Here is a 24,813-nt window from a genome sequence, read left to right as displayed (position 1 = left end):
TCCTTAACGTTCATACCATCGGGTTGGTTTGATTTTACGGGCTTGTGAATAACTATACAAATTCTGATTAGTCAATGATGTTTTATTATCAGGACAATGCCCCACACAAGCCTCCTGATTAGCAGCGACAGCTCCTACCAACCCCGAAGTACGAGAATTTTCTGTGGTTAACCCCATAATTGGACCTAAAATACCCTGATAATCCTGTTTAACGTAGGCTGCACAATCCGCATACGGTGCACAAATACGATGCGTAGTTGACAGTCCCTGCACACCTCCACCACAACCACTTGCAACTCCATTTAAACTTGCTTGAGAATCGTACACATTGACATATAGATCATTAGAAACCAATTGAGACTCTTCAAACGATTTTGAATATTTTTGTGTACTATTATCTCCCACAGAACTTAAATCAAATTTCCAGCCACGTTTTGCACCTGATGGTCCCATTTCAGCAACAGCCTTGTCATCGCTAATACTTCCATTCGTTCCCCAACTACTAATCGTAGTGCTGGTTTTACCCAATATACCACGAGCCAGAATATTACTGCTGGTGGCGACTGCTTTAAAGTTAGCGTCTGCATAAGTTGTGCTTTCAATTCCTTTTACTGCAGCATCATAGTCCAGAATTCCATAGACCTTGTTACGCGTATTACTTGCTTCCAGTGGGAAGCTACGATTACCCGAACCTGCGCTAACCAATACAAAACGATTAGTACCATCCCCAAATATTGCTGTCGTTAAACGATCATAAAAACGTGGTACAAATAGATTACTTCCTGAACCCTCTCTCAGGTCGGCAATCCTTTTCACACGCACACCAACATTGACATCGGTTGCGGTCGAGGTTTGGGCAGCATTATTTAAATCTACACGGAACATTTGCCCACCAAGGTCAGCAAAATAGATCATGTCGGCTAAACCATCTGCATCATAATCACGTACTACAGGCTGCCCAACAACACTGTACAGCATCTCTGACGATGTGATTTTTTTATAGCTATCTGCTACGGCTGTTGTATCTGAACTTGCCATCCATAACAATGTACCATTACTCGCATCAACAATATAAATTGCATTGCCCTGCGTTGCAGTTGTCGGTTCAGTAAATGTTGCATTGTTTCTTTCATAAACAGCAGCATCATAACCTCCACCAAAGATCAGTACACGTTTACGTACCCCTTTCACACGAATATCCGCAAGTGTTGGCTTAGACCAAATCTGTCCCATACGAGAGAAACCTGTCGTACTTGGGGTAATACGGAACAATAAGGATGGACTTGTTGGCGTTTTGATATTTAAACCATACAATGCTGCACCCCCCATACGTAAACCACCATAAATATTGATTTTAGTTGCTTCGTATTTGGTCGTTGATGCTGTACCCGATGTTGTGGTTTTTACCTTAAAGGTATTGTCTGCTGTCCATGGCGCATCTACGCCATAAGACATTGTGCCAGTGGTTTTAAATTCCCAGTTTGCCAGCGTCTTACCACTATCATTATCGAGAGTTTCTTTAGGTACAAAGACAGATTGCTCTTCACCGTTGCTGGCATCCACCACATGCAATCCGCCCTCCATCGAACCATACACCACATATTCTTTACGGCTACCAACCCCATTACCATCACTATTAAGGGTAGCAGACTGCGTCACCACCAATGGTGTAGAGTGAATCACTCCACCCAAATAACGGTAAGGACTCGTTGGCGTGGTTGCCAAACCATTTACATCTGATGTTGTTAAGGTCGTACCTGCGCTCGCTTGATATCCCAAATAATTGAGCAAGTTATAACGTTGCGCCACAGTTATATTGGTAGTATTTGATAATGCGGCTGGATCTGTACCTGAATAGTCCGTTGCCAGATTGGCTTTTGTCACTTTTTTAAGTGTTGTACCATCTATGGTAAACACGTTACGAATACTGTCTGATTTACTTGGTTCATTCTCTATATTTAATGTAGAAGGTACAGGAATTTTATTCCATGCCCCACCACTCTTGACTGAGGAGTGATCATCTGTGGTTGCGGCAATTGACCATAAGTCTTTAGCGCTACTATTAATCACCTGTTGATTATTGGTGGTGGTATAAATAGCATTATTACCACTGTCTTTTAATGTTCCTCCTAGCACTTTATATTTTTTCAAGTTACCAGCCCATGTCATTACATTAGTTGCCTCTTGAGGTAAAATCATGGGGAAAAAACCTGTACTCATCATCCTGGTTTGATCCAGTGGATCACGCGGTACAGAAATTGAACCTAAACTGGAAGGAGGAAAGGTTACTTTTACATTGTTTACAAAGTTAATAATACTATTTTTAATATCATCTGAGTTTTCAGCATAATAGAAGCCACCATCGCCATAATCCTTACTTCCCCACAGACAGGCATTTTTGGCATCATCATTTGGTGCACTGGCACAATTGTAAGTTCCATCTGCATTTTTGGTTAAACCTGCAAAAGATGCTCCAAACCCTACTACCGCCGTTTTAATATTCATATCAGCAGGATTTTTTTGCGTATTAGAACTGTCCGTACGGTTACGCAGCTTTTTGGCATATTCACCAATATATTCCCAACCCCCTGTTTCCCCAGAGAACAGACCCGATTTTAAGGCAGGAGAAATCAATACACCCGACCCTATTGGTTTGGCAGAAAAGCCATATGTTCCAGCTGGGCTACCTATTGTTAAAGTACTGGTGAGCGTATCATTCATGATCGCTCTTGCCATGGTATCTTTGGTGGAGTTGGGCGCACCATCGGTTAAGAAATAAATCCCATTACCATCACAGGTATTGGTTGAACCACCTGCATTATATTTATTTCCAGCCGCATTTTTGGTGTCACTGGCAGAATAAGAAATCCCACCACTCAGGTTATCTGTATAGCCATTTTTATCTTCGGTTAAAGCAAAAGGATTGGTTCTATATGCGACCAAGTTACGAAAATTCTTGATTGAATCTCCATCCCAAGCGACGGCTGCCACAGGCTCAATATCCATAGGTGGGTAATCGACTTTCATCCAGCCGCCATAACGCCAACCTGATGGAAATTTTGCATATAAATCCCAGTCCTTACTCAACGTTCCCATTGCACTATTGACTTGAGCCTGATTTTGTTTAGTCCATCCCCCACTGCCATCAGGTGCATAGACTCCAGCAGTCACCGTTGAAGCTTTTACTATAGAGCCATCGCGGAAGGGCCAGTTATTGACACATTGATTAACATTCCCGCTTCCACCTAAAGCATTTGTTGTCCCCCTCGTTGTGCCAAGTGCGACACAAACAAAATAGGTTTGATCATTCAAGTCCCCTGAACTACTTCTATTTCGCATAATCGCTGTACCATCATAAAGATAAGATACAACGCCTGATGCGGTGCTGGTTCGGGTTTGTGTCCCCATCATATAGGCAGCAGCTTCGGCATAGGCATGGGCGGTGGGTGTACCACTGGAGGCTTTTTTAATATTTTGTGGTGGATTTTTTGATGAATAGCGTTGTTTAGATACTGTAGTACCCCCATCAGATTCAGTATCTGCGGCTGAACCATCTTGCTTGGTGGTGGTATCCAAAGACTGGAATTGAGCAATCGCCTGAGCCAGTTTTAGACGTTGCGCTCGTCCATTAGCATCTTTGGTTAATGCTGCGCTTGGTACAAGAATATTGCCCGAGTGACCATCAACCAATTGAATATTACTGGTGGATGACCCTACTTTTAAGGCAGTTTGGGTAGAAAAGTGCCCCAAACCAATACTCACCCCCGAAAATCCATCCTCATCCGCCAAAAGCGTGATAATCGCATCTTTTAAACGCGATAAACGGTCGAATTTTCCCGTACTGCTTTCAATCAGCTTACCATTACTATTAACTGTTGCCGTACCGCAACCACGAACATAATAAGGGACTGTTATGCCGTCAATCACCACTTCTTTATAAAAAGATGTTTTATTCCTTGTTGGATTGGTGACCAGTGTATCATTCACTTTGACTTGATTACGGGTATCTTTCGCATTGTATTGAAATTCAAGTACATTACCAGCTTTATTACCACCAGACTCATGAACATTGGTATTGGAACATAAGGGTGTCGTTACATCCCCTGGGCTACCATATTGGTTGGTGCTGGGCAGCACTAAAGAACTAATCCCCATACTTCCTGAAGTATCCAGCATCAGTAAAATTGAGGTTTTCCCTGTGGTATTACCCTTATAAAGCGTTAAATCACTGGCGAAAGTCGCAGTACTGGTTGGCAAAAGTCCAACTGGGAGCATTGCCATCATTATTACAAGAGGTTTTAATTTCATTTTATTCTCCCATTCCTTTTAGCTATTGCTCTTACTATCAGACAAACGCACCACATACTCTGCCGTTTGCGTATTGATAGGCACACCCAACTTATTTAAACACTCATGTAGAGTCTCAACTTTCACCTGTGCAGGTGAAGCACTACTATCCGCTCTATTTCTAAGCAGTGAATCATCCATCATGCGTTGCTTTAAACAGATATTCATATCATCCACCGAAGCCGAAGCAAGCGCTGGAGTAAATGATGTTACTGTGACCCGAACACGCTTGGTTTCAATATTTGCTGCATCCTTTAAATCATTGCCTTTTGCAGCCAGATCGAAACGCCCCATTTCAACTGCTGGGTCGTCAGGATTCACCACAGCAACTTGTGTCACCAATGCCTTACGACTAATGGAGAACATCGTGGCAGGGTTACACACTGCATCATAATTTCCCGACTCTGCCGTACTTTTTGCATCTGTTGTGGTTGCTGAATTACGTTCGATAATACGAAATTCACGCAAATCAAAAAATAAGTTATTTTTTAAAGCATTATCAGAACCTACCTCAGTTGGTTTAAAACAAAACTGGAGTTCCAAACCCTGATTACCATCCAGAAAAACCTGACCAATTGGCGTACCACCTAAATTAGTTGCTTCATTGTCATTAAAGTTCTTTTCTAATCGTGCTAAAGCAACATCAGAGGTTTGCATTAATAAAGTTTGTACTTGCGCACTAGTCGCCATTTTTAAATTAAAAATACTATGGCGTATGGCATACACACCACCAATACTAATCAGCACCAATAAAATCAGCACTACAATAAGGGTTGAACCTTGCTGATAGGAATTTTTTTTCATGGAATGGTGTCTCCTAAACCACCATTACGTAATGCAACGGTTGTCGTGTATACATGGCGCATATATTTATCGTTCGGTGCAGTTAGCGTTTTATCCAGAATCTTATAAGTCCCAACAGTACCATTTGGAACTGTTTCATTAGAGCGAGTCAGTAATCCAAGATTAATGCCTGTAATGGCAGGACGATGCGCTGGGGTCGCAGTGGTATTATCACTATCAACAACTAGAGCCAAGTAGTCATTTATTCCCATGGTTGCAATGGTATTGTTGCTATTCCGCACCATAAGCTGTATACGCATATACTCTACATTCCGAGCAATCATCTCCCCTCCCAAACCATAATCGGCATTGAGCGTTTCTGTAGCTGCAATTGTCGTGGTATTCGTACCGACAGTATGGGTCTGGTTAACTGGCTCTCCTTGTGCAGTAAATAAAGCATCTGAACAATATAAATCTGCTTCATTACTGCTACTTCTTTTTTTAATATAGTAGCGCTCAACTACATACCAACCACGGGTCAAAGCCGTTAAACTACGCACTGGACCTTTAACATTCCGCCCTGTACAGGTCACCATATTTTCAGGAGCCTGATAAATAATTACCAATTGGTCACTTTTAGGGTATGTACTGACAGCACTGTCGTTATAGGCATTTTTAGAGATATAGTTATCCCCTGTTATATTAGAACCATCCGCTTTCTTTAAACCTTTTAAATTACCATCTGGCGTTGCTGGAGGTGTACCTGCTCCCGTTGTGGTTTGGGCACTCAACACAATACCACCATAACGTGTCTCGTCATTCATTGCCCCTGCATTGCCATGATTGGCTAAACGGATATTTTTAGTCACTGCATTTAAACCAAAAACCCCACTGTCCTGCACAGAAGCTGCTGCGGTCTGAATTCGATAATTGACCTGCCCACTCACCAAGAGTTGAATGGCTACAGCAACCAGAATTAAGCCCAATGTTAGGGAAATCATTAACTCAATGAGGGTAAAACCAGTCTGGTGTAATTTATTCATCAATATGCCTCCAGCACTAAACAGTGTGAATCAGGCGCATATTTACCATCTGTACTATTTAAACAACGATCGCTAACAGTACCTGCTCCAATGGTTGCTGTGGTTGAATCCCATGCGGCAATCAAACAAAGTCGGGTTTGGGCACTAGAGGTATTGGCACAATCTGCCACACCTAAACTTATACCCTTAGTATCTGCAAACTGCTTTTGGGCATACAAATCAGCCAAAGCCTGGTTGTCACTATTACAATTTTTCGCTGCAACACATGTAGGTACGGTAGTGGGAACTGCTGCTTTATAATTCCCCGTGGTATTGATACGAATTTTTTCTGCCAAACCATTTAAAATAACCAAAGCATCAGAACGATTTAAGGCTTCATCTGTCGCTGCGGTCGCTCTTACCTGTAACGCAACAAAACCTAAAATTGCAATCGATAGAATGACCATTGCAACTAGCACCTCCATCATCCCCACACCTTTTTGGGCGTTATACATCATTTTTTTCATTAACACGCCCCACCCTCTGTTACTGTAATGACACCTGGCCCATCTACATTAATTGCAAAAGATTTATTGTTACCACATAAGGTAATGGTTTTATTTGTAGTAATCCCCTGCGGATTAAACAAGAAATTATTATCACTTCCTGATTTTATAGAAACGAGACTATCAATTTTTGGAAGTAATACACTGTCCGTTTTCTGCTTATCTGAAAGTGAACCGTATCCTGTAATATTTGCACCACAACTGTCTTTAGTAATGGTACTCGGACAAATGACTGTGGGACTACGTGTTAGAATCGCTCGGCTGCGTCCTTGTTGAATGCCTGTTTTCATTTCCATTACAGATAGTTTAAGTTTCTGATTGATTTGCATTGTACGAAAAGAAGGAGCGGCCATCATTGCAATAATCGCAAAAACGGCAATCGTCACCAACAACTCAATTAAGGTGAATCCCCGATTGTTCCTCATCGCTTACACCCAACTCTTTTAAAATTCCTTACTCTATATTAAATTGTATTCTTACAGAACCAATACAAAGCAGATAAGCATCATAAAAAAACGGATGGAGTGTCGTCCATCCGTTTTGAGTTCACATTTTTCTATAGGAATTAGGCCTGTATCACCTGTATTCGCAACTCTTTGGGTAGACTAAAAGTAATATTTTCCTCTCGCCCCTGTAACTCTTGTGGAGGTGTTGCACCCCAATCCTGTAAACGCTGGATCACTTGTTTAATCAGTATCTCTGGTGCAGATGCACCTGCAGTCACACCGATTTTACTTTCCTGCTTAAACCATTCTTTTTCAAGCTGATCAGCATTATCCACGAGATAAGCAGATTTCCCCATCCGCTCTGCCAACTCACGTAAGCGATTTGAATTCGATGAATTCGGAGAACCTACCACCAACACTACATCACATTGTTCCGCCAAATCACGTACCGCATCTTGACGATTTTGAGTGGCATAACAAATATCATCTTTCCTCGGACCTTGGATCTTAGGAAATTTAGTTCTTAAGGCATCGATGACCTTAGCCGTATCATCAATCGAAAGCGTCGTTTGAGTGACAAATGCAACTTTATCAGGATGCTCAACTACCAAAGCTTCAACATCTTCTTCATCTTCAACCAGATAAATCTTTCCGCCGCTAGACTTATCATATTGCCCCATGGTCCCCTCAACTTCAGGATGCCCCTCATGCCCAATTAAGATTGCTTCCGTTCCTTCTCTAGCATATTTCGTGACCTCAATATGTACTTTAGTCACTAAAGGACAAGTTGCGTCAAATACTTTTAGACCTCGACGATCCGCTTCTTGTTGTACCGCTTTTGAAACACCATGAGCACTAAAAATTACAATCGAGCCATCTGGCACTTGATCCAGCTCATCAACAAACACTGCGCCACGCTGACGTAGATCATCAACCACAAACTTGTTGTGTACGACTTCATGACGGACATAAATTGGCGGATTAAAACATTCTAGTGCGCGATTGACGATTGCTATCGCACGGTCAACACCAGCACAGAAACCTCGCGGATTGGCCAATACAATTTCCATAACATCCTCTCTTATCACCTGAATATTTATGCCAAACTATTTCGTTTAATGGCACGCTACACTACAATAGCCAAGATATTTTATCATATCAGGAAAAATATCATGTCGGGTCTATTGTTTGTCGTTTCTGCGGCATCAGGAACGGGCAAAACATCTCTCGTAAAAGCCCTACTCGATCGAGTCAGCAATTTACACGTTTCTGTCTCTCATACTACACGTGGTCAACGCCCTGGTGAACTTGACGGTGTTCACTATCATTTTACTGATACTGAAACTTTTTTAGCTCAAGTAGAACAAGGTGGTTTTATTGAGTATGCAGAAGTATTTGGTAATTACTACGGTACATCTCAAGCCAAAGTCAAAGAACAATTACAACAAGGTCATGATGTATTACTCGAAATTGACTGGCAGGGTGCCGATCAAGTTCGTCGACTTTTTCCTGAATCAAAACAAATCTTTATCTTGCCGCCAACTCAATATGATTTAAGACAACGATTATCTAATCGAGGAACAGATTCAGTTGAAGTAATTGAACATCGTTTAAGTTGTGCTGTAGAAGATATGCGTCATTTCGCAAATTTCGATTACATCATCATCAATGATGATTTCAATAAAGCTGTTCATGATTTAGAAGCAATTATTACAGCAAATCGTTTAGTTACCTTACAGCAAAGTGCTCGTCACCAGCAATTAATTGAAAAGTTAATCACCCTTAATCGCGAATAACTTGAGTCTTATTTAAAAGCCTTTTATACTATTTAGTCTTTTCAAATGTAATGTTCAAACGAGACAACTTATGGCACGTGTAACCGTTGAAGATTGTTTAGACCACGTAGATAACCGTTTTGAGTTAGTACTGGTAGCGAGTAAACGTGCACGCCAATTAGCACGTCAAGGTATGGAACCAACTGTAGAATGGGATAATGATAAACCAACAGTCGTTTCATTACGCGAAATTGCGGCAGGTCATGTCACTAAAGAAATTTTAAAACAACGCGATCAAGATTATCAGACTTCAAATCTTGATATGGTGTTGTCTACAAACTCATTAAATTTAGAAGGCTTCTCTTTCTAAATTTGATTTGCTTTGTCTAAAAGCCCATTGTGAATACACTGGGCTTTTTTGTTTGTTGAAAATTTCAGTGCTATATTGGTAAAAACAATATATTTCATTGAAAAAATTTACGAGTTTTTCTAATGAACAAATTGACAAGTTTCACAATATGCTTTTCATTAGAAGCTAATCTTATTTATTCCTGAATTCATGTTATAAAAGGTGTTTTATGCCAGGCGAAGAGGTCAGCCAAGCCAAGCAACAACTCAAGGTCATTATTGAAGCCTATCTTAAAGATAGTGATATTCAGAGTGTACTTGCTGCCTGTGATTTTGCTGATTTAGCACATAGTGGTGTTATGCGAAAAAGCGGTGAACCCTATGTTCTTCATCCTATTGCTGTGAGTTGCATTCTGGCGCATATGCGTTTAGATGCCGAGACGCTTATGGCAGCTTTATTACACGATGTCATTGAAGATACCGAATTTAGCAAAGATGAGATTGGTGAAAAATTTGGATCTGTTGTTGCCGAACTTGTTGATGGTGTGACCAAACTCAGCCACTCTAGTGATAAGGAATATAATAAGGCGGCATCATTCCGCAAAATTCTACAAGCCACCTTACAAGATCCTCGTGTCATTATTATTAAACTCGCAGATCGCTATCATAATATGACGACTTTAGGCGCATTACGTCCAGATAAACGAGCACGTATCGCGCAAGAAACCTTTGATATTTTCGTACCTATGGCACGTTTAGTCGGTATGAATGAAATGGCCGACAACCTAGAACACTTATGTTATCAAAATCTTGATTTGGATATGTTTAATGATGTGCAAACCGCATTATTAGAAACCAAACCCAAACGTTGTGAATACCAAGCAGTATGGGAGCAAAAATTATCAGATTTGCTTAAAAAATATAATCTACAAGGTCGTATTAAAAAGAAAAATAATAATATTGAATTACTACGTCATTTCGTAAAAAGTGAAATTGATTTAAATGAGCTCAGTCATAGCCATGCCTTTGAAATTATTTTAAATAGCATTGCAGACTGTGATCGTCTCGTTGAAGCATTAAAAGATAATTTCCAAGTTTTACAATATAACGATTATATTCGCCGCCCATTACCGGGTGGTAATCAATCATTAATGATTAAGCTAAAAGGTGAAAAAACAACATTATCTTTGACGATCCAAACCGAATTAATGCGTAAAGCTGCTCGTTTTGGTGTAGTACTCGGGGAGAATGCACCTCAAGCATGCCGTTCGGCAATTCAAGCTTCGATGCAGAACCTAAATACGCTCATAGACAGTGATTGTGCAAAAACCACTTTTAGTGACTTACTTGATTATTTACATCAGGAAAAAATTTGGGTCTATACGCCACACGGCCAATTACATGAACTTCCTCAAGGCGCGACTGTCGTCGACTTCGCCTACTCAGCCAGCCTGTTTTTAGGCAATCATGCCGTTGGCTCAAAAGTGGATGGTGAAATTCGTCCTCTTTCAACCCCATTGCATAGCGGACAAGTAGTTGAAATTATCACAGACGTATTAGCAACACCGAATCCAGATTGGCTCAGTTTTATTAATACTCAAAAAGCACGCCGTGCATTACAGAATTTGTTAAGAGAACAAGACATTGATGAGCAACGTCTTGTCGGTCAACAAGCACTTAATCGCGCTTTAAAACTATTTCATCGCTCTATAGATGACCTTTCAGCAGAAGACTGGATTAGTGTGCTTGAGTGGCGACATTTAGCTAATAAAGATACGCTATTTGAACAAATCGCAGTTGGGGATTTATTACCTCAATTGGTTGCAAATCATTTATTTGCTCAAGATTACCATTCTCAGCATCATGAAACTTCTGATCGCTTGATTTTAGGAACTGAGGGTGTTGATGTAAAATATGCACACTGTTGCAATCCTGTGCTTGGCGATCCAATTCAGGGACATTTATCTCGACGTGGTTTAATCGTACACCGTTCACGCTGCCGTAATTTACTGCATGAACAGCACCTCCATCCTGAAAACATTATGCCTTTACACTGGCAATCAGAAGAAATTGATGATGTTCGCTTTAGTGCTTTCTTATGTATTCATATGACGATGAGTGACGAACAAATTTCTGACCTGATTTATCAATGCCGAAAGGCCAAAACAGGCGTAGAAATGGTCTATTCACAAGACCAGAAAACCTATGTGAATATAGTCGTGAGCAATCGAAATCAAATTGCCCAAATTATTCGTGATTTACGCATGCATTTTGGCTTCCCACGGATTGAACGCTTAAATATGCCAATCGCCCAACCAGAGGTTGCAAAAGTCAGTTAATCGTTTAATACACGATGTTCGCCCAGAATTAAAATTGAAAGATTCCTTATTCTTAAAGCTAATGAATCATTTGCAAACAATTGCGACTAAACAGTATTCGACCGTTTCGGAGCCAAACTTTTGTGTTAAAGTCACATTGTTTAAGATAGAAACAATGACATAGGAGAGCTTAATGTCACGTCAAGTTATTCATACTGAACACGCCCCTGCTGCTATCGGAACATATTCTCAAGCAATTCTTGTTGGCAATACGCTCTATCTTTCAGGTCAAATTGGCTTAGACCCATACAGTATGGAACTTGTAGAAGGTATTGAGGCTCAGATTCGTCGTGTATTCGACAATCTAAAAGCAGTATGTGCAGCCGCAGGTGGCAGCTTAGCAGATATCGCTAAATTGAATATCTTCCTTACAGATCTTTCTCACTTCCAATTGGTGAATCAAATTATGGGCGAATATTTTGCCCAGCCCTATCCAGCTCGTGCAGCATTGGGTGTCGCAAGCCTACCTAAAGGTGCATTAGTCGAAATGGATGGTATTGTTATCATTCCAACACAGAATTAAATGCGATATTTATCAAATAGATAAAATAAAGAAAGAATACTACCGATCAGGTGGTATTTTTTTATTCAAATTCTCAATAAGAATATATTCACTCTAAGAATGAAATTCATTGACAAACGATAACAATTATCAATAATATCAATTATCGCATTAATATTTGTGGATCACTCCCATGTATGTCTGTTTATGCCGTGGAATCACAGATCAAGATATCAAAGACGCTGTTGCAAACGGCGCTGAAAGTTATCGTGAAATTCGTGATTTACTCGACTTAGGCACTTGCTGTGGTCGTTGTGCACCCGAAGCCCGTTCTATTATTAGTGATGAGCTCGCAGAAATAGCTGCTCGTATTTCAGTTGCTGCATAATCTAAATTAATCCAATATCTCAACAACCTCATTTAACGATCTGTTTACGACTACACCCCTTCTTGTCGAACTTTAACCACTCCTCAGATAAGCGGTTTTTTTATTTCAGTGATTCACTTTAGTACCAATCCAAAATGCTTTTCGTATTTTGATTGTGATTTTCATTTGCCGTTCTATAATTTACTCGTCAGATTATTATTTGTTGATTAAAATCATATAAATTGCCTTAAAAACTAGGGCATCATGGTGTTATGGAGTAAGTGCAATGAAAGGCAATCGAGACGTGATTAATCAACTGAATCAGGTGCTTTATCACCATTTAACTGCAATTAACCAATATTTTTTACACTCTCGTATGTTTAATGACTGGGGAATTGAAAAACTTGGCTCCGCTGAATATAAAGAATCAATTCGTCAAATGAAGCATGCGGATAAGGTCATTGAACGGATCTTATTCTTAGAAGGCCTACCTAATTTACAGCATCTAGGCAAGTTGTATATTGGACAACATACCATCGAAGTCCTCAATTGCGACATTCGTAAAGTAAAAGAAAACATTGAAGCGATTAAACAAGCTGTTGAACTTGCTGAAGCACAACAAGACTACGTTACACGTGATTTAGTTCAGGAAATATTAGAGAAAGAAGAAGAATATTGGGACTGGCTTGATACCCAACTCGACCTCATTGAAAATGTGGGTATTGAAAACTATATCCAAAGCCAAATTTAAAGCATGTCATCTACTTTATCCCTTAAAAGATAAAGTAGATGAATTTTACAAGTTTATTTATTATTTAATTCCATAATTTCTACCAAGCTTATTTTTTGCTTATACAATTGTTGTAAAACAAATAATTGTTGCTCCGCTTCATCAAGCTTATGATTATAAACAAGTAATTGTGCATATTTTTTTAAATTATAAGGTGTAGCCTTATTTTCAACCATTTCGCCAATTACGCTAAGATCTGAATCAGACATCAATGTCTGAGGCTTTAAAGCAATCCAATCTAATCTTTGCTGAAATTGAGTAAGTATCAATATTTTAGAACTTCCCAATATTTCTTCTGAAACTGGTTTTTGCTTAAAAACCAATTTACTATTCTCTTGGAACAGTTTGTAATCTCGCCAAATCAACAGTAAGACAATCAGAGAAACGAGCCATACACAACGAATAATATTTCGATGTAAGCTAACACCGTTTAAATTTGGCGTTTGAGCTTGAATTAACCCCAACAAAAAACCCATTGGCAATAAAAAGTAAGCATAACGCTGCGGAAACTCCAACATCGCATGCATCAAAATTGCGCTGACCATTAATATTGCCACAATCGAAATTGTATCTTTTGCATTTTTACTTAACCAAAATAACCAAATCGCAAAGTACGCAATAATTAAAAAGCCTAATGGCAAACCATTCCAAACCAACAGATCTAACACGATATTATGCGCGCTATTAAACCAAACTTGCACGGTATTAAAATGAATACTTTCCACAACCGCGACACTTGTTTGATTCCAGCCATAACCAAACCACGGACGCTCACCTATGGCATGTATAATTTGCATCCACATCCCAAGACGCTCATGCCCTGAACCTGCACGTTGTGCTAGTGATGCTGTATGGGTTACCGCCTCTCCAACACTTGTCGTCATGACTTGTGCGATAATAGGCAATAAATAGCCCGCAATTAAAAAATAAGTAGCAGCCCAACCAAATAACTTAATAAAATTAAGCCTTGGTTTATTCTTATATTGCTTAATCACCCAATAGATACAAATAAAAATACAGACTAGGAAGGAAGTACGTGACTGAGTTAAGCAGATCGCAAATAAGATAGATAAGCTTGCTGGGATAAGTAGCCACAAAGATGCTTTATGCGTTTCATATAAGAACAATGCCCCCATTAAACCTATAATCAAAAATGTAGCTAAATTATTGGGTTGACCAAAATTTGCATATGGGCGGTTACCTTTGAGCTGAATAACCCAATTAAAGTTTGACTCTAAATTCAACCATTGAACAATCGCAATCAAACTACTTATAAAAGCAACGCTCAGTACGATATAACTCAACCCTTGCATAGAGCGTTGACGATTTTCAGATGTAGAGGACAGGTTATATCCACCTATCATCATCAACCAAAACATAAAAACATATGAAAAACTTAGCAATGCCACACTAAAATCTGGAACGAGTCCAAATAGCCATTGAAATACAGGAATCAAAAGCAACGGCAACATCAAAAGTTGTGGTTTAGGAATTCTAATATTTTGTTTGAACAAAACACCCAGTAACGCCAAAGCAGCTCCGAAGCTTGCCAGCTCACTGGAAAATGTCACCCAGGGATAGGTATGAAATGGTGATAGCCAAGCGAAGCTAAGTAAGAGGCTAGCAAGAATGAGACATAGAAATGGCATACTTTATACAGAATAAAAAGGCTTAGTGAATTATATCGCTAAGCCTTAACACACAAATTAAATATAAGATAAAAACTACAATTTACTTCCAAGGGCGAAGATCTACAATTTTAACAACTTCACCTTTTTCTTTATTAATCAATACCGTCATATCGACTGCTGTTGCTTTGAGTGGAACAAAAGCATCTGCTTGAGGATATTTGGCTAAAATTTTCTGTACAGATTGCTGATCATTGAATTGCTTAAGCAATTCCAAGTTTTGGGCACGTTGTTGGATTTGGTGTTTAACTTCAGCCATCGGTACATAACGCTCAGGTTTTTGAGCGATGGAAATCCCGCCCATCACTTCTACAAACATATCATCATTGCGAGTTTGGATATCTTTGGCAAGTTCCACACCTACATATTGAGGTTTAAACCATGAAGGTTTTTGAAATTCTGACTGTGCTTGCTGAATATTACTGTCAACCAATTCATTTTTTCTAACCAATTCAAAACGATCTACATTATAAACCAACCATGCAGGCCGACCTTGTTCAATACTAAACACCCCATAACACAAAGCCACAATTTGAATGAAAATAATGACACCTAGGTCAAATTTGAGTGTTTTTTTACCTTCTTTATAGACTAACAAGCCTAAAAGTGGTCCTAAAATCACGTCGATGGCCAATAACATTAAAAAGATATGGGTCACGCCAACAGCTGTCGCAAGTGAAGATGGATACCAAATAAAAAAGACTACTCCAACGACCGATAAAGCGACTAAAAATGAGAGCAATAAATGGCTAAGGAAAAACTTTAGGCGTTTGGACATAGAAAAGAGCTCTAGTTCATATACAGACTTTATTTCAGAATATCTGCACTGCCGATTGATATTCTACTAGAAAAATCACGAATTTTATCTTCTGCAATTTTTTCAAATTTAATGCGGTTAGAACTAAATTGTTCTTTGACTGAATCATTTCTATTTTCGGGCTTAATATCTTGCAAAGCTTCTTGAGAAATTTGAATTATTATTCTTTGAGTTACCCCCGCTTCAACATTAATCCCAAATTTTTCATTTTTGCATATTTACCAGTAAAAATTAATATTTTTAATATTCATTTTCATCACCCTATAGAACTTAATTCCAAAAAAAGACTGGCGAACCAGTCTTTTTTTTTGCATAAATTAACGACAGTTAGATGGAGCTAGTTTTGCTTCCAAAGTACCTGCTGTCATTGTAGAAACTTTTTTAGTCGCACCAGCAGCTAGACATTGCCATTGAACAGCATCAGCTGGTGGAGTATACGCTGATGTTGAGTCAGGAAGTGCAGCAGGAGTAGCACCACCAGTGAAAGGAGCTAGAATTAGTGTATTCTTAGAAGCTGGAGCAACAGGAGTATCATACGTAATTGTAATCTCACCTGTTTTATCATCTACAGCAACCGTTTTAACATTGGCAGTAGCTGCTGGTGTAGCCCAACCTAAACTATACTTAGCACCATTAGATGCATTTTCAGCAACAGCAGTTTTTGCACTACCAGCCAAAGATAAGCCTTCCGTTACTTTCGCACGCTTGGTGTAATCCTGATACGCAGGAATCGCAACCGCAGCCAAGATACCGATAATCGCCACAACGATCATTAATTCAATACAATCCATAAATTAATACATATGGACGAATACTATATAATTGATTTTTATTATATTAATTTTAATTTTACCTTGTCCATATGGTCGTATGTTCATGTAGACATGAAAGAATAAACTGTCCATGTCATTTAACTTCAAAATCCAAGGAATTTAAAGTCATAAATTCAATAATAAAGTGCAACTGTGATGGTCTAATAAAGCTGGACGCTCAAATCGGTGGTAAACTTCACCCTAATTCTGTTCTAAACAAGTTAATTCAACAGGCTAGAAAGAAAATACTAAAGTTTAATTCTCAAATACATGCGAAAATTATCTTCATCGAAGGTATGACTCATAAGCAGACTCAACAAATTAAAGATGATTTAAACAACCTTCAACAAAAAGATATAGACTAGCTTATACCTAATAAAGTGACGGCTGTCCTTTATACTATCGAACTTTTTACTCGAATCCACCGTTTATTGTCTATAAGATATTACTATGAAGCAAAAAAAAACAGTACTGGTTTTAGCATCAACTTATCCACGCTGGGAAAATGATCATGAGCCTGGGTTTGTTCATGAACTCTGTAAAAGACTTACTCAGCAATTTCATGTAATTGCACTTGTACCCGATGCTGTAAATGCCGATCCGAATGGGTTCCTAGATGGTGTTCAGGTCGTTCGTTATAAATATGCCCCTAAAAAATTACAATTATTGGTCAATAATGGCGGCATTGTTAACAATTTGAAAGCTTTTTGGTGGAAATGGTTGCTTGTTCCTAGTTTTCTGATAGGACAATATTTTGCAGTTAGAAAAATTTTAGATACACAAAAGGTTGATGTTATTCATGCACATTGGTTAATTCCACAAGGTTGGATAGCAAGTCGATTTAGCAAACAATTCAATCTTCCTTATATTGTAACTTCACACGGTGGAGATCTATTTGGGTTACAGGGGAATATGCTCACGAAAATAAAAAAACAGGTTGCTGAAGATGCCACTACGATGACAGTGGTTAGTCAGGCTATGCAAGACTATTTGTCACAAATGTGCATACGACCTCAACATCTAGATGTAATTCCAATGGGAGTAGACTTACAGCATCGGTTTATTCCAAACCCTAATATAAAACGCCATCATAATGAGTTGCTTTTTGTAGGGCGATTGGTGCCAAAAAAAGGGCTCAACTTTTTGTTGGATGCCTTGGCTATTTTAGTGAATAAGCATCCTGAATTACGTTTAAATATTGTTGGGTTTGGCCCTGAAGAGTCTGCATTAAAACAACAAGTTGCACGATTGAATCTTGGAAAAAATGTTAACTTTTTGGGTGCACGCTCACAAGACCAGTTACCTCAAATGTATCAACAAGCGACACTTTTTGTGGCACCTTTTGTGCGAGCAGATAATGGGGATCAAGAAGGATTACCCGTTGCGTTGATGGAAGCGATTGGTTGTGGTTGTCCTGCAGTAGTTGGACATGTGGTTGGAATAGAAGACTTACTCGGTGAAGATATTCAGCATATTGCAGTTCATCCGCATAATACTCAAGAATTGGTATCTGCCATTTCAAAAACACTAAATGAACCGACATTAGCAGCTGAACGTACTTTAAGGATTCGACAGCATGCGCTGAAATTAATTGATTGGGATAGTGTTGCTTATGCCTATGGCAATATCTTAAAAGACAGCATTCAAAATTTTAACACTAAAATTTCAATGCAGTAATCATTGGTTCAAGACGCTGTATAATAGTAGCCCAATCCTCAACAACAATACTTTGTTGTTGCGGAGATTGTAATTGCTGTTGAATTTTTGAGGCTAAATCATTGGCATTGCCTGTCTGAAATAGAACTTGTGGTGAATCTCTAAACAAGTAACTCATCTCACCAATATTCGCTACAACGACAGGTAAATCGCATGCCAACATTTCATAGGCTTTTTGAGGGAAGCAATAACGTCCAAAAGGGGTATCTAAAATTGAAATGATGCCAAGATCTAAAGCTTGAAAAAGTGTCGAAATTTCATGGTGTGCTAAACTACCCAAATAATGGACTCGTTCTTCTTCGGGAGGTGGATAATCAGGTTGATAGGGGCCTGCAAGTACTAAATGTACGTTAGGCATTTCATGTTTAAGTTTTTCCCATGCTTGATAAATTACTTCCACACCTTTGTCTTTATACAATCCACCTGCCGTGCCAATATATTGTTTATTCGGTAGTAAACCAAATCTTTCCCGTGCATTAGATTTATTACCGGACCTAAAGGTAGTTAGATCAACCGTGCTTGGTAGAGAAATAACTTTAGCTTGTGCTGCATAATCATGAATCACTAATTCTGCTAATGGTTGACTAGTTGTTGTGACTAATTGAGCTTGGCAGACTGCTTGACGTAAAAGATGCTTCATACCAGGGATGCGAGCTTGCCCAAAGCCTTCAAAATTGTCATAGAGATCTGCTATGAAGGGTACTTTAAGCCGTTTAGCACACCATGCACCCCAAACAATATGTGGAATATCTGATGCAGCAATAACAATATCTGGTTGGTATTGTTTTAATTTTTGTAAAAGTAAAAAAGGATAAGTGAATAATCCCAGTTTTTTTAAGCCCTTATAACTTTTTGAGTGCCAAATAAGTTTTTTTTCATGATTGGACTCATCCCAAGTGCCTTCATGATGTGATTGATAACTCAAACAAAAACATTCAACTTGGTGCCCAAGATGTGCCAATTGATTCGGAATCTCGTATAAACGCGCATATTTATCTAAAATGACATCTTTAGACATATATTGTCGTTTACACAAGAATGCGATTTTCAATTATTTTTTCTCCAGTATTTTATCTACAGCATTCAACGCCGCACCTACAACTTGATCCATATTGTAATAGCGATACTCTGCTAAACGACCAACAAAAGTAACATTTTTTTCACAGTCTGCTAAGGATTTGTACTTTTTGAATAAAGCCTCGTTTTCATCACGTGGAATTGGGTAGTAAGGATCACCTTCAGCTGTTGGATACTCCCGAACAATTGAGGTGGCAGGGTGTTGTTGCCCTGTAAGGTGTTTAAATTCAGTAATGCGAGTAAATTCAAAGTCATTTGGATAGTTTATAGTTCCGACACTTTGGTATTGTTTAGTATTTTCTAGGTGTTGATGCTCAAAGCGTAAGGAGCGGTAAGGTAGCTTGCCAAATTTATAGTCATAAAACTCATCTATACAACCTGTATAAATCAGATGATCATACTCGACACCTTGTGCCAGCAAATCTTTATAGTCTGTACTTAATTTAACCGTAATGTTTGGATGATTCAGCATATTTTCAAACATAGCTGTATAACCATGTAATGGCATTGTTTGATAAGTATCGGTAAAGTATCGGTCATCGGTATTGGTACGTGTTGGAATACGTGCCGCTACACCTGCTTTTAACTGTGAAGGATCTAGCCCCCACTGTTTTTTGGTGTAGTTTAAGAAGAACTTTTCATATAAATCTCGACCGACTGAATTAAGTACAACATCTTCACTGGTTAGTACTTTTTCTTTTGGTTCACGTACTTTTTCAAAATATTCAGCTGCTTGTTCTTCAGTTAAATCTAAACCATAAAGTTGATTGAGGGTGTCTCTATTAATCGGGAAGGGATATTCCTGACCATTGACTACGCCACGTACCCGATGTTCGTAGGGGCACCATTCGGTAAATTGGGATAAATAGTTAAATATACGCTCACTATTGGTGTGAAAAATATGAGGACCGTATTGATGGATTAAGATGCCATGTCCATCTTTTACATCATAAGCATTGCCAGCGATATGATCTCGACGATCTATAACTAATACTTTATGTCCTGCCTCTGCCAATTCACGGGCTGTAACTGAACCAGCGAAGCCAGCACCAATAATCAGAACGTTCATTTCTATATTAATCCTCTATGTTCGTGGCGTTTTCCACTTTGAGCTGTCAAACCATCGTACAAACCCAAATAATAAGCTTTCAACTGTAGATATTTATTTTTTTCAACCAGCATCGAGATGCATAATCGAAATAAAATACTGGGTATGGTTTGTGAATAGAGCTTAAACCCAAAATACTTCTTTGCGATAAAAATTCTATTCCGCGTATCGTAGTAACGTTTCCATGGGGGTAACGATACGTAGTTAATTTTTTTGCCTAATATTTTATATTCTTGATGTTGCGCTTTCGGGTGTTCAATTAAACTTTGCCCTGTTAGATAAAGTTTAAAGCCCGCTTGCTTTGCTCTTAAACAATACTCGGTGTCATCAGCAGCGATAAAGAACGAAGTGTCAGGCAACCCAATTTTTTCAACGATTTCACGGTGAATCATAAACCCTAAAAAAGGTAAAGAATACACTTCCATTTCCGCTAAGATATCTGCTGGATTATGCGTTGCTCGCCAAATGTCACCGTTCTTTACGGTCATCTCCCATGAGATTTGTTGATCTTGTATCGCTAAAGACGCATAAATATGTTGAGGTGTCGCATACTTCATTAGTTCTTCGAGAGCTGTAAGATATGGCATAGCATCATCATCCATCATCCAGACATAATCAGCTCCCTGTTCAAAAGCATACTGCATCCCTGCGGAAAAGCCCCCTGCGCCACCTGTATTTTGTGCTAAGGAAAGAAGTTGCATACATGGATTTTCTAATAAACCAGATTGATGCAATTCCTGTAGTGTTCCATCCGTAGAAGCGTTGTCTACAATGATAATTTTACTCAGTGACTGAGTTTGATTGGCTAAGGCAGTTAAACACTGCATGAGCAATTGTTTCCGATTATATGTAACCACAACAGCGAAAACTATAGGTGCGGTTTCAATCATCTAAGATCCTTTGAACAGACTGTAGGTTTTATAAATGATGCGATGAATTTTAGGATTTGCAGCAAAAATAGCAGGGAAAAGCATGTACCGCCAACAAGTTGTTTTATTCAATGAACGTAAAAAAGAGAGTAATAAAAAACATTCTTTTTCGATACATCTCTGAACAAATGCCGTGGCGACAAAACGATCTTCAGCAGCTCTTTTGGTCTGTTGATCAGCATTTACACAATCAACATCATGAACAATTTGTTTAGCGACATAATAATTGGTTTTTAGTCGATAAAGCATTCGATTACGATGTCGAGAAAAACCTTCATTTTCTAACTTTCGTGGCAACCAAACCGAAACATTTTGACGGTATAAGACGAGAGGCTCATGTATATAACTGACGCCATTACTTAAACTCGCTCTTATGGTTAAAGGAATATCTTCAATATTTACATTGGGTAATAAACCGCCAAACGAATTATTTAAATTTTTTGCATAAGCACCACTCGCACCCATGAGCAAATGCACACCATTTTCTGGCTTATATGAAATCAAATTATAGGCTATTGGTTTTAATTCAGATAAAGCAACGACAAGATTTCCACAGTCACGACCATCTTGATCGATTAATTTTGCATCACTATAAATTGCATCAACTTTTTTGTCTAACTCTAACCATCGATCTACAACACCACTAACACGTTGGGGTAAAGATATATCATCACCTGCAGCAAATACGATGAATTCACCTTTTGCCATTTTAAATGCAATATTGACATGTTCCCCAATTCCAAGATTAGTGGGATTAATGTTTAACGCAACTTTGTGCTTCCCAGAATAATCTTGAATAATGGACTGAATAATACCTACAGTATTGTCTGTCGAATGATCATCTGAAATAATTACCTCTAAATTTGGATAATCTTGCGCAAGGGCTGATTCGACAGCCTGTTTAATATACTTCTCTTGATTGTATGAAAATAAGAACAATGTAATTAAAGGGGAATTATTCAATTTAATAAACCTCAGTAATATTATTTTCTATTTTAACCAAAGCTTGACTTAAAAAGTTACGAAACTCGTTAGGATTCAAATAGTATTCCCCATGTATACCCTCGTTCTGACTCTGTTCAGCCAAAATAAAATTCATATCAAGATCAAATAAATGAGAAATAGTTGAATAAACTGAAAAATTTGCAGTCTTCGGGGTGAGCCAACTAATAATTAAAGTATTCTTCTTGCAAAAGATTAAATTTGTAAAAAAAGCACCACTAGGGGCTACGATCAACTTGGCATTAGAAAACAACTGGACTTGTTCCAAAAAGCTATAATCTTCAATATAAATACATTCAATATTAAAGTCATTCATAATACTAACAACTTCATCTTCATTATAATTCCTCTTGTTATAATTGCTAATCCCCACCCCTCTTCTTATAAAAAATTTTTCTGGAAACTTTTTACTCACAACATTGCTAGAACTAGCGTAAGAAGTAAAAATTCCACTTAATTCAAATAAAACTTCTTTTGAAAAATAGCATTGATTTTCTTCAACCTGACCTTTAACATTAAATAATACGTGATTAAATGTAGTTATATAAAATAGATTTTTAAATTCAACAAAACCACCTTGATTATAAAAAACTATCTGAATATTTAACTTATCTCTCAATATTTCCAATGGTATTCTGAAATTATCTATTTCTTTAACAATCCCATTAACAACTATGCATTCAATATTAAGATTATCAATAATGCTTTTTTTTAGTATTAGAAGCTTGGGCAAAATCTCAATCATCCAATGAAAGTAATTATAAGATCCATTACCTCCCAAAAACAAAGCATTCCTGTTTTCAACAAAAATATCTCTTTTCTCACACTTAAATATAGCACTTACACCATCATGTATAATAAGATGTCCATCAGAATAGTCTGCTACATCCTGCTCAATCCATCGAAATCTCTCTATAAAGGCAACATCTTCCGAATAAAAAGAAGATGAATTCAACACACCAACCACATTTTTTAAAGAATACATATATACATGAGGAACATTTTTATAAAATGATCTATTTTTTCCCTTTATTTTTGGCGTACTTATACGGCATATTTCATTTTCTTTTAAAAATTCTATTTGTTTATATTCATCCATCCACGTAATTTTTCTTTCAACGGTTTTAAACCCATAAATAAAAAAATAAATATTTCTCAAAAAATAATTCAAAAATAATATTTTCCTTATTTTTCTTAAAAAACTATTCATCTCTATACCATTTACCTACATTAATTATTTCTATAATTTTCATTATATCCGCAAGTTCAACTAATGGACTTATTGGTAAACTCAAAACCTCACTATGTATCTGCTCTGAAATAGGAAAACTCATGTCGCTCCACTCCCGATAAGCTTGTTGTTTATGAGGTGGAATAGGATAATGAATCAAAGTTTGTATGTCATGTTCGGCAAAGTATTGTTGTAATGCCTCACGATGTTTAGTGCGAATGACAAATAAATGCCAAACATGCTGCTTATAATCACTAGCGTCTTTTTCTATTTTTGGAAGTTGGATTAAAGGATTCTTTATTCCCTGCAAATACATTTGGGCAACATTACGACGGCACTGTGTTTCTTGATCTAAAAATTGGAGTTTAATATCAAGCATAGCCGCTTGAATTTCATCTAAACGACTATTTACGCCCTGTATAAGATTTTGATATTTCTCATGTGAACCATAATTGCGCAGCGCACGAAGCATTTGAGCAAGCGCTTCGTCGTTGGTCGTAATTGCCCCTGCATCTCCCAAAGCCCCTAGGTTTTTCCCAGGATAAAAACTGAATCCTGACGCATCCCCCCAATTTCCAGCTTTTTTACCGTGCAGTTCTGCACCATGACTTTGTGCAGAATCTTCTAAAACTAATAAGTCATGTTTTTGGGCAATTGCCATGATTTGAGGCATTGCTGCTAGTTGACCATATAAATGAACTGGTAAAATAACTTTAGTTTTGTCTGTAATAGCCGCTTCAATTTTGTTTGGATCAAGATTAAACGTATCTATATCAGGTTCTACCAATACAGGTTTAAGTTGATTGGCGCTGATCGCTAAAATACTTGCTATGTAGGTATTAGATGGCACGATCACTTCATCACCATCTTGTAATTTACCAAGTTCTTTCCAAGCCCTTAAAGTTAAAATAAGTGCATCTAAGCCATTCGCTACGCCAATTGCAAATTTAACCCCACAATAGTTTGCAAAATTTTGCTCGAACAGTTTTAATTCTTGTCCATCAATATACAAACCCGAATCTACGACACGAGTACAAGCTTCAATCAGCTCTGTTCGGTATCGTGTGTTAATGGATCTTAGGTCTAGGAAAGGGATCATAGTTACTTTT

The 24,813-nt window shown here is 38.2% G+C and carries 22 protein-coding genes; 7 read left to right on the top strand and 15 right to left on the bottom strand.

Going from position 1 to position 24,813, the window contains the following annotated elements; all coding sequences use genetic code 11:
- Positions 1 to 3: 3 nt before the first annotated feature.
- The 6 genes from CDG55_RS02710 to ispH all read right to left on the bottom strand — a co-directional run bounded on the left by CDG55_RS02710 (position 4) and on the right by ispH (position 8,234).
- Positions 4 to 4,308, bottom strand: a complete 4,305-nt coding sequence (locus CDG55_RS02710; RefSeq protein WP_087536008.1) for a hypothetical protein — start codon at positions 4,306 to 4,308, stop codon at positions 4 to 6.
- 18 nt (positions 4,309 to 4,326) lie between these two features.
- Positions 4,327 to 5,151, bottom strand: a complete 825-nt coding sequence (locus tag CDG55_RS02705) for a hypothetical protein (protein WP_087536007.1) — start codon at positions 5,149 to 5,151, stop codon at positions 4,327 to 4,329.
- Positions 5,148 to 6,173, bottom strand: coding sequence for a PilW family protein (locus CDG55_RS02700; RefSeq protein ID WP_004757015.1), 1,026 nt, complete (start codon positions 6,171 to 6,173; stop codon positions 5,148 to 5,150). Before CDG55_RS02700 ends, CDG55_RS02705 begins: the two co-directional genes overlap by 4 nt.
- Positions 6,173 to 6,679, bottom strand: a complete 507-nt coding sequence (gene pilV, locus CDG55_RS02695) for a type IV pilus modification protein PilV (RefSeq protein WP_228127129.1) — start codon at positions 6,677 to 6,679, stop codon at positions 6,173 to 6,175. The genes CDG55_RS02700 and pilV overlap by 1 nt, the downstream gene beginning before the upstream one ends.
- A complete protein-coding gene (locus CDG55_RS02690; RefSeq protein ID WP_087536006.1) occupies positions 6,679 to 7,143 on the bottom strand; it encodes a GspH/FimT family pseudopilin in 465 nt (154 codons plus the stop codon). Before CDG55_RS02690 ends, pilV begins: the two co-directional genes overlap by 1 nt.
- Positions 7,144 to 7,283: 140 nt before the next feature.
- Positions 7,284 to 8,234 carry a 4-hydroxy-3-methylbut-2-enyl diphosphate reductase gene (gene ispH / locus CDG55_RS02685; protein ID WP_087536005.1) on the bottom strand — a complete coding sequence of 317 codons (951 nt, stop codon included), beginning with the start codon at positions 8,232 to 8,234 and terminating at the stop codon, positions 7,284 to 7,286.
- A 102-nt stretch (positions 8,235 to 8,336) separates the two neighbouring features.
- On the opposite strand from ispH, the gene gmk reads away from it, so the two are divergent.
- The 6 genes from gmk to bfr all read left to right on the top strand — a co-directional run bounded on the left by gmk (position 8,337) and on the right by bfr (position 13,285).
- Positions 8,337 to 8,960: a guanylate kinase gene (gene gmk / locus CDG55_RS02680; protein WP_004660188.1), complete on the top strand. Its 624-nt coding sequence runs from the start codon at positions 8,337 to 8,339 to the stop codon at positions 8,958 to 8,960.
- Positions 8,961 to 9,030: 70 nt separating this feature from the next.
- Positions 9,031 to 9,309, top strand: a complete 279-nt coding sequence (gene rpoZ, locus CDG55_RS02675; protein WP_004660187.1) for a DNA-directed RNA polymerase subunit omega — start codon at positions 9,031 to 9,033, stop codon at positions 9,307 to 9,309.
- A 208-nt stretch (positions 9,310 to 9,517) separates the two neighbouring features.
- Positions 9,518 to 11,626 carry a RelA/SpoT family protein gene (locus CDG55_RS02670; protein WP_087536004.1) on the top strand — a complete coding sequence of 703 codons (2,109 nt, stop codon included), beginning with the start codon at positions 9,518 to 9,520 and terminating at the stop codon, positions 11,624 to 11,626.
- Positions 11,627 to 11,798: 172 nt separating this feature from the next.
- Positions 11,799 to 12,188 (top strand): RidA family protein, encoded by a 390-nt coding sequence (locus CDG55_RS02665; RefSeq protein ID WP_004660185.1) that lies wholly within the window; start codon positions 11,799 to 11,801, stop codon positions 12,186 to 12,188.
- A gap of 172 nt (positions 12,189 to 12,360) precedes the next feature.
- Entirely contained in the window at positions 12,361 to 12,555 is a 195-nt protein-coding gene (locus CDG55_RS02660; protein ID WP_004660183.1) for a bacterioferritin-associated ferredoxin, read from the top strand.
- Positions 12,556 to 12,820: 265 nt separating this feature from the next.
- Positions 12,821 to 13,285, top strand: coding sequence for a heteropolymeric bacterioferritin subunit Bfr (bfr, locus tag CDG55_RS02655; protein WP_087536003.1), 465 nt, complete (start codon positions 12,821 to 12,823; stop codon positions 13,283 to 13,285).
- Between the two features lie 53 nt (positions 13,286 to 13,338).
- Here the strand turns inward: bfr and CDG55_RS02650 are convergent, their stop codons facing one another.
- The 3 genes from CDG55_RS02650 to CDG55_RS02640 form a co-directional block, all read right to left on the bottom strand.
- Positions 13,339 to 14,973 carry an O-antigen ligase family protein gene (locus CDG55_RS02650; RefSeq protein WP_087536002.1) on the bottom strand — a complete coding sequence of 545 codons (1,635 nt, stop codon included), beginning with the start codon at positions 14,971 to 14,973 and terminating at the stop codon, positions 13,339 to 13,341.
- An 82-nt stretch (positions 14,974 to 15,055) separates the two neighbouring features.
- Positions 15,056 to 15,790 carry a TfpX/TfpZ family type IV pilin accessory protein gene (tfpZ, locus tag CDG55_RS02645; protein ID WP_087536001.1) on the bottom strand — a complete coding sequence of 245 codons (735 nt, stop codon included), beginning with the start codon at positions 15,788 to 15,790 and terminating at the stop codon, positions 15,056 to 15,058.
- Between the two features lie 356 nt (positions 15,791 to 16,146).
- The gene (locus tag CDG55_RS02640; protein WP_087536000.1) at positions 16,147 to 16,620 is read right to left on the bottom strand and encodes a pilin; all 474 of its coding nucleotides are present in this window, start codon (positions 16,618 to 16,620) and stop codon (positions 16,147 to 16,149) included.
- A 471-nt stretch (positions 16,621 to 17,091) separates the two neighbouring features.
- On the opposite strand from CDG55_RS02640, the gene CDG55_RS02630 reads away from it, so the two are divergent.
- Complete coding sequence (locus CDG55_RS02630) at positions 17,092 to 18,318, top strand: glycosyltransferase family 4 protein (RefSeq protein ID WP_087535998.1); 1,227 nt, start codon at positions 17,092 to 17,094, stop codon at positions 18,316 to 18,318.
- On the opposite strand, the gene CDG55_RS02625 is transcribed toward CDG55_RS02630, so the two are convergent.
- From CDG55_RS02625 to CDG55_RS02600, 6 genes are all read right to left on the bottom strand, one after another.
- On the bottom strand, positions 18,299 to 19,375 hold the full coding sequence (locus CDG55_RS02625) for a glycosyltransferase family 4 protein (RefSeq protein ID WP_228252565.1): 1,077 nt from the start codon (positions 19,373 to 19,375) through the stop codon (positions 18,299 to 18,301). The two genes, CDG55_RS02630 and CDG55_RS02625, sit on opposite strands and share 20 nt — an antisense overlap.
- A 33-nt stretch (positions 19,376 to 19,408) precedes the next feature.
- A complete protein-coding gene (gene glf / locus CDG55_RS02620) occupies positions 19,409 to 20,503 on the bottom strand; it encodes a UDP-galactopyranose mutase (RefSeq protein WP_171287505.1) in 1,095 nt (364 codons plus the stop codon).
- 2 nt (positions 20,504 to 20,505) lie between these two features.
- Entirely contained in the window at positions 20,506 to 21,369 is an 864-nt protein-coding gene (locus CDG55_RS02615; RefSeq protein ID WP_162620827.1) for a glycosyltransferase family 2 protein, read from the bottom strand.
- A gap of 63 nt (positions 21,370 to 21,432) precedes the next feature.
- The gene (locus CDG55_RS02610) at positions 21,433 to 22,434 is read right to left on the bottom strand and encodes a glycosyltransferase (protein ID WP_162620826.1); all 1,002 of its coding nucleotides are present in this window, start codon (positions 22,432 to 22,434) and stop codon (positions 21,433 to 21,435) included.
- Between the two features lies 1 nt (position 22,435).
- Positions 22,436 to 23,683, bottom strand: a complete 1,248-nt coding sequence (locus CDG55_RS02605; RefSeq protein ID WP_087535993.1) for a glycosyltransferase family 61 protein — start codon at positions 23,681 to 23,683, stop codon at positions 22,436 to 22,438.
- On the bottom strand, positions 23,676 to 24,803 hold the full coding sequence (locus CDG55_RS02600) for a DegT/DnrJ/EryC1/StrS family aminotransferase (RefSeq protein ID WP_087535992.1): 1,128 nt from the start codon (positions 24,801 to 24,803) through the stop codon (positions 23,676 to 23,678). Before CDG55_RS02600 ends, CDG55_RS02605 begins: the two co-directional genes overlap by 8 nt.
- Positions 24,804 to 24,813 lie beyond the last annotated feature (10 nt).

The sequence above is a fragment of the Acinetobacter sp. WCHA45 genome (assembly GCF_002165255.2).
Lineage (GTDB): Bacteria > Pseudomonadota > Gammaproteobacteria > Pseudomonadales > Moraxellaceae > Acinetobacter.
This window is presented reverse-complemented; position numbering and strand designations above follow the sequence as displayed.

Bases quoted from the DNA above. Each gene is read 5' to 3' on its own strand.
- CDG55_RS02640 (WP_087536000.1), bottom strand. From the start codon at position 16,620: ATGGATTGTATTGAATTAATGATCGTTGTGGCGATTATCGGTATCTTG.
- glf (WP_171287505.1), bottom strand. From the start codon at position 20,503: ATGAACGTTCTGATTATTGGTGCTGGCTTCGCTGGTTCAGTTACAGCC.
- CDG55_RS02650 (WP_087536002.1), bottom strand. From the start codon at position 14,973: ATGCCATTTCTATGTCTCATTCTTGCTAGCCTCTTACTTAGCTTCGCT.
- pilV (WP_228127129.1), bottom strand. From the start codon at position 6,679: ATGAAAAAAATGATGTATAACGCCCAAAAAGGTGTGGGGATGATGGAG.
- CDG55_RS02615 (WP_162620827.1), bottom strand. From the start codon at position 21,369: ATGCAGTGTTTAACTGCCTTAGCCAATCAAACTCAGTCACTGAGTAAA.
- CDG55_RS02630 (WP_087535998.1), top strand. From the start codon at position 17,092: ATGAAGCAAAAAAAAACAGTACTGGTTTTAGCATCAACTTATCCACGC.
- CDG55_RS02605 (WP_087535993.1), bottom strand. From the start codon at position 23,683: ATGAATAGTTTTTTAAGAAAAATAAGGAAAATATTATTTTTGAATTAT.
- CDG55_RS02660 (WP_004660183.1), top strand. From the start codon at position 12,361: ATGTATGTCTGTTTATGCCGTGGAATCACAGATCAAGATATCAAAGAC.
- CDG55_RS02690 (WP_087536006.1), bottom strand. From the start codon at position 7,143: ATGAGGAACAATCGGGGATTCACCTTAATTGAGTTGTTGGTGACGATT.
- gmk (WP_004660188.1), top strand. From the start codon at position 8,337: ATGTCGGGTCTATTGTTTGTCGTTTCTGCGGCATCAGGAACGGGCAAA.
- CDG55_RS02670 (WP_087536004.1), top strand. From the start codon at position 9,518: ATGCCAGGCGAAGAGGTCAGCCAAGCCAAGCAACAACTCAAGGTCATT.
- bfr (WP_087536003.1), top strand. From the start codon at position 12,821: ATGAAAGGCAATCGAGACGTGATTAATCAACTGAATCAGGTGCTTTAT.
- CDG55_RS02700 (WP_004757015.1), bottom strand. From the start codon at position 6,173: ATGAATAAATTACACCAGACTGGTTTTACCCTCATTGAGTTAATGATT.
- ispH (WP_087536005.1), bottom strand. From the start codon at position 8,234: ATGGAAATTGTATTGGCCAATCCGCGAGGTTTCTGTGCTGGTGTTGAC.
- CDG55_RS02710 (WP_087536008.1), bottom strand. From the start codon at position 4,308: ATGAAATTAAAACCTCTTGTAATAATGATGGCAATGCTCCCAGTTGGA.
- CDG55_RS02705 (WP_087536007.1), bottom strand. From the start codon at position 5,151: ATGAAAAAAAATTCCTATCAGCAAGGTTCAACCCTTATTGTAGTGCTG.
- rpoZ (WP_004660187.1), top strand. From the start codon at position 9,031: ATGGCACGTGTAACCGTTGAAGATTGTTTAGACCACGTAGATAACCGT.
- CDG55_RS02625 (WP_228252565.1), bottom strand. From the start codon at position 19,375: ATGTCTAAAGATGTCATTTTAGATAAATATGCGCGTTTATACGAGATT.
- tfpZ (WP_087536001.1), bottom strand. From the start codon at position 15,790: ATGTCCAAACGCCTAAAGTTTTTCCTTAGCCATTTATTGCTCTCATTT.
- CDG55_RS02665 (WP_004660185.1), top strand. From the start codon at position 11,799: ATGTCACGTCAAGTTATTCATACTGAACACGCCCCTGCTGCTATCGGA.
- CDG55_RS02600 (WP_087535992.1), bottom strand. From the start codon at position 24,803: ATGATCCCTTTCCTAGACCTAAGATCCATTAACACACGATACCGAACA.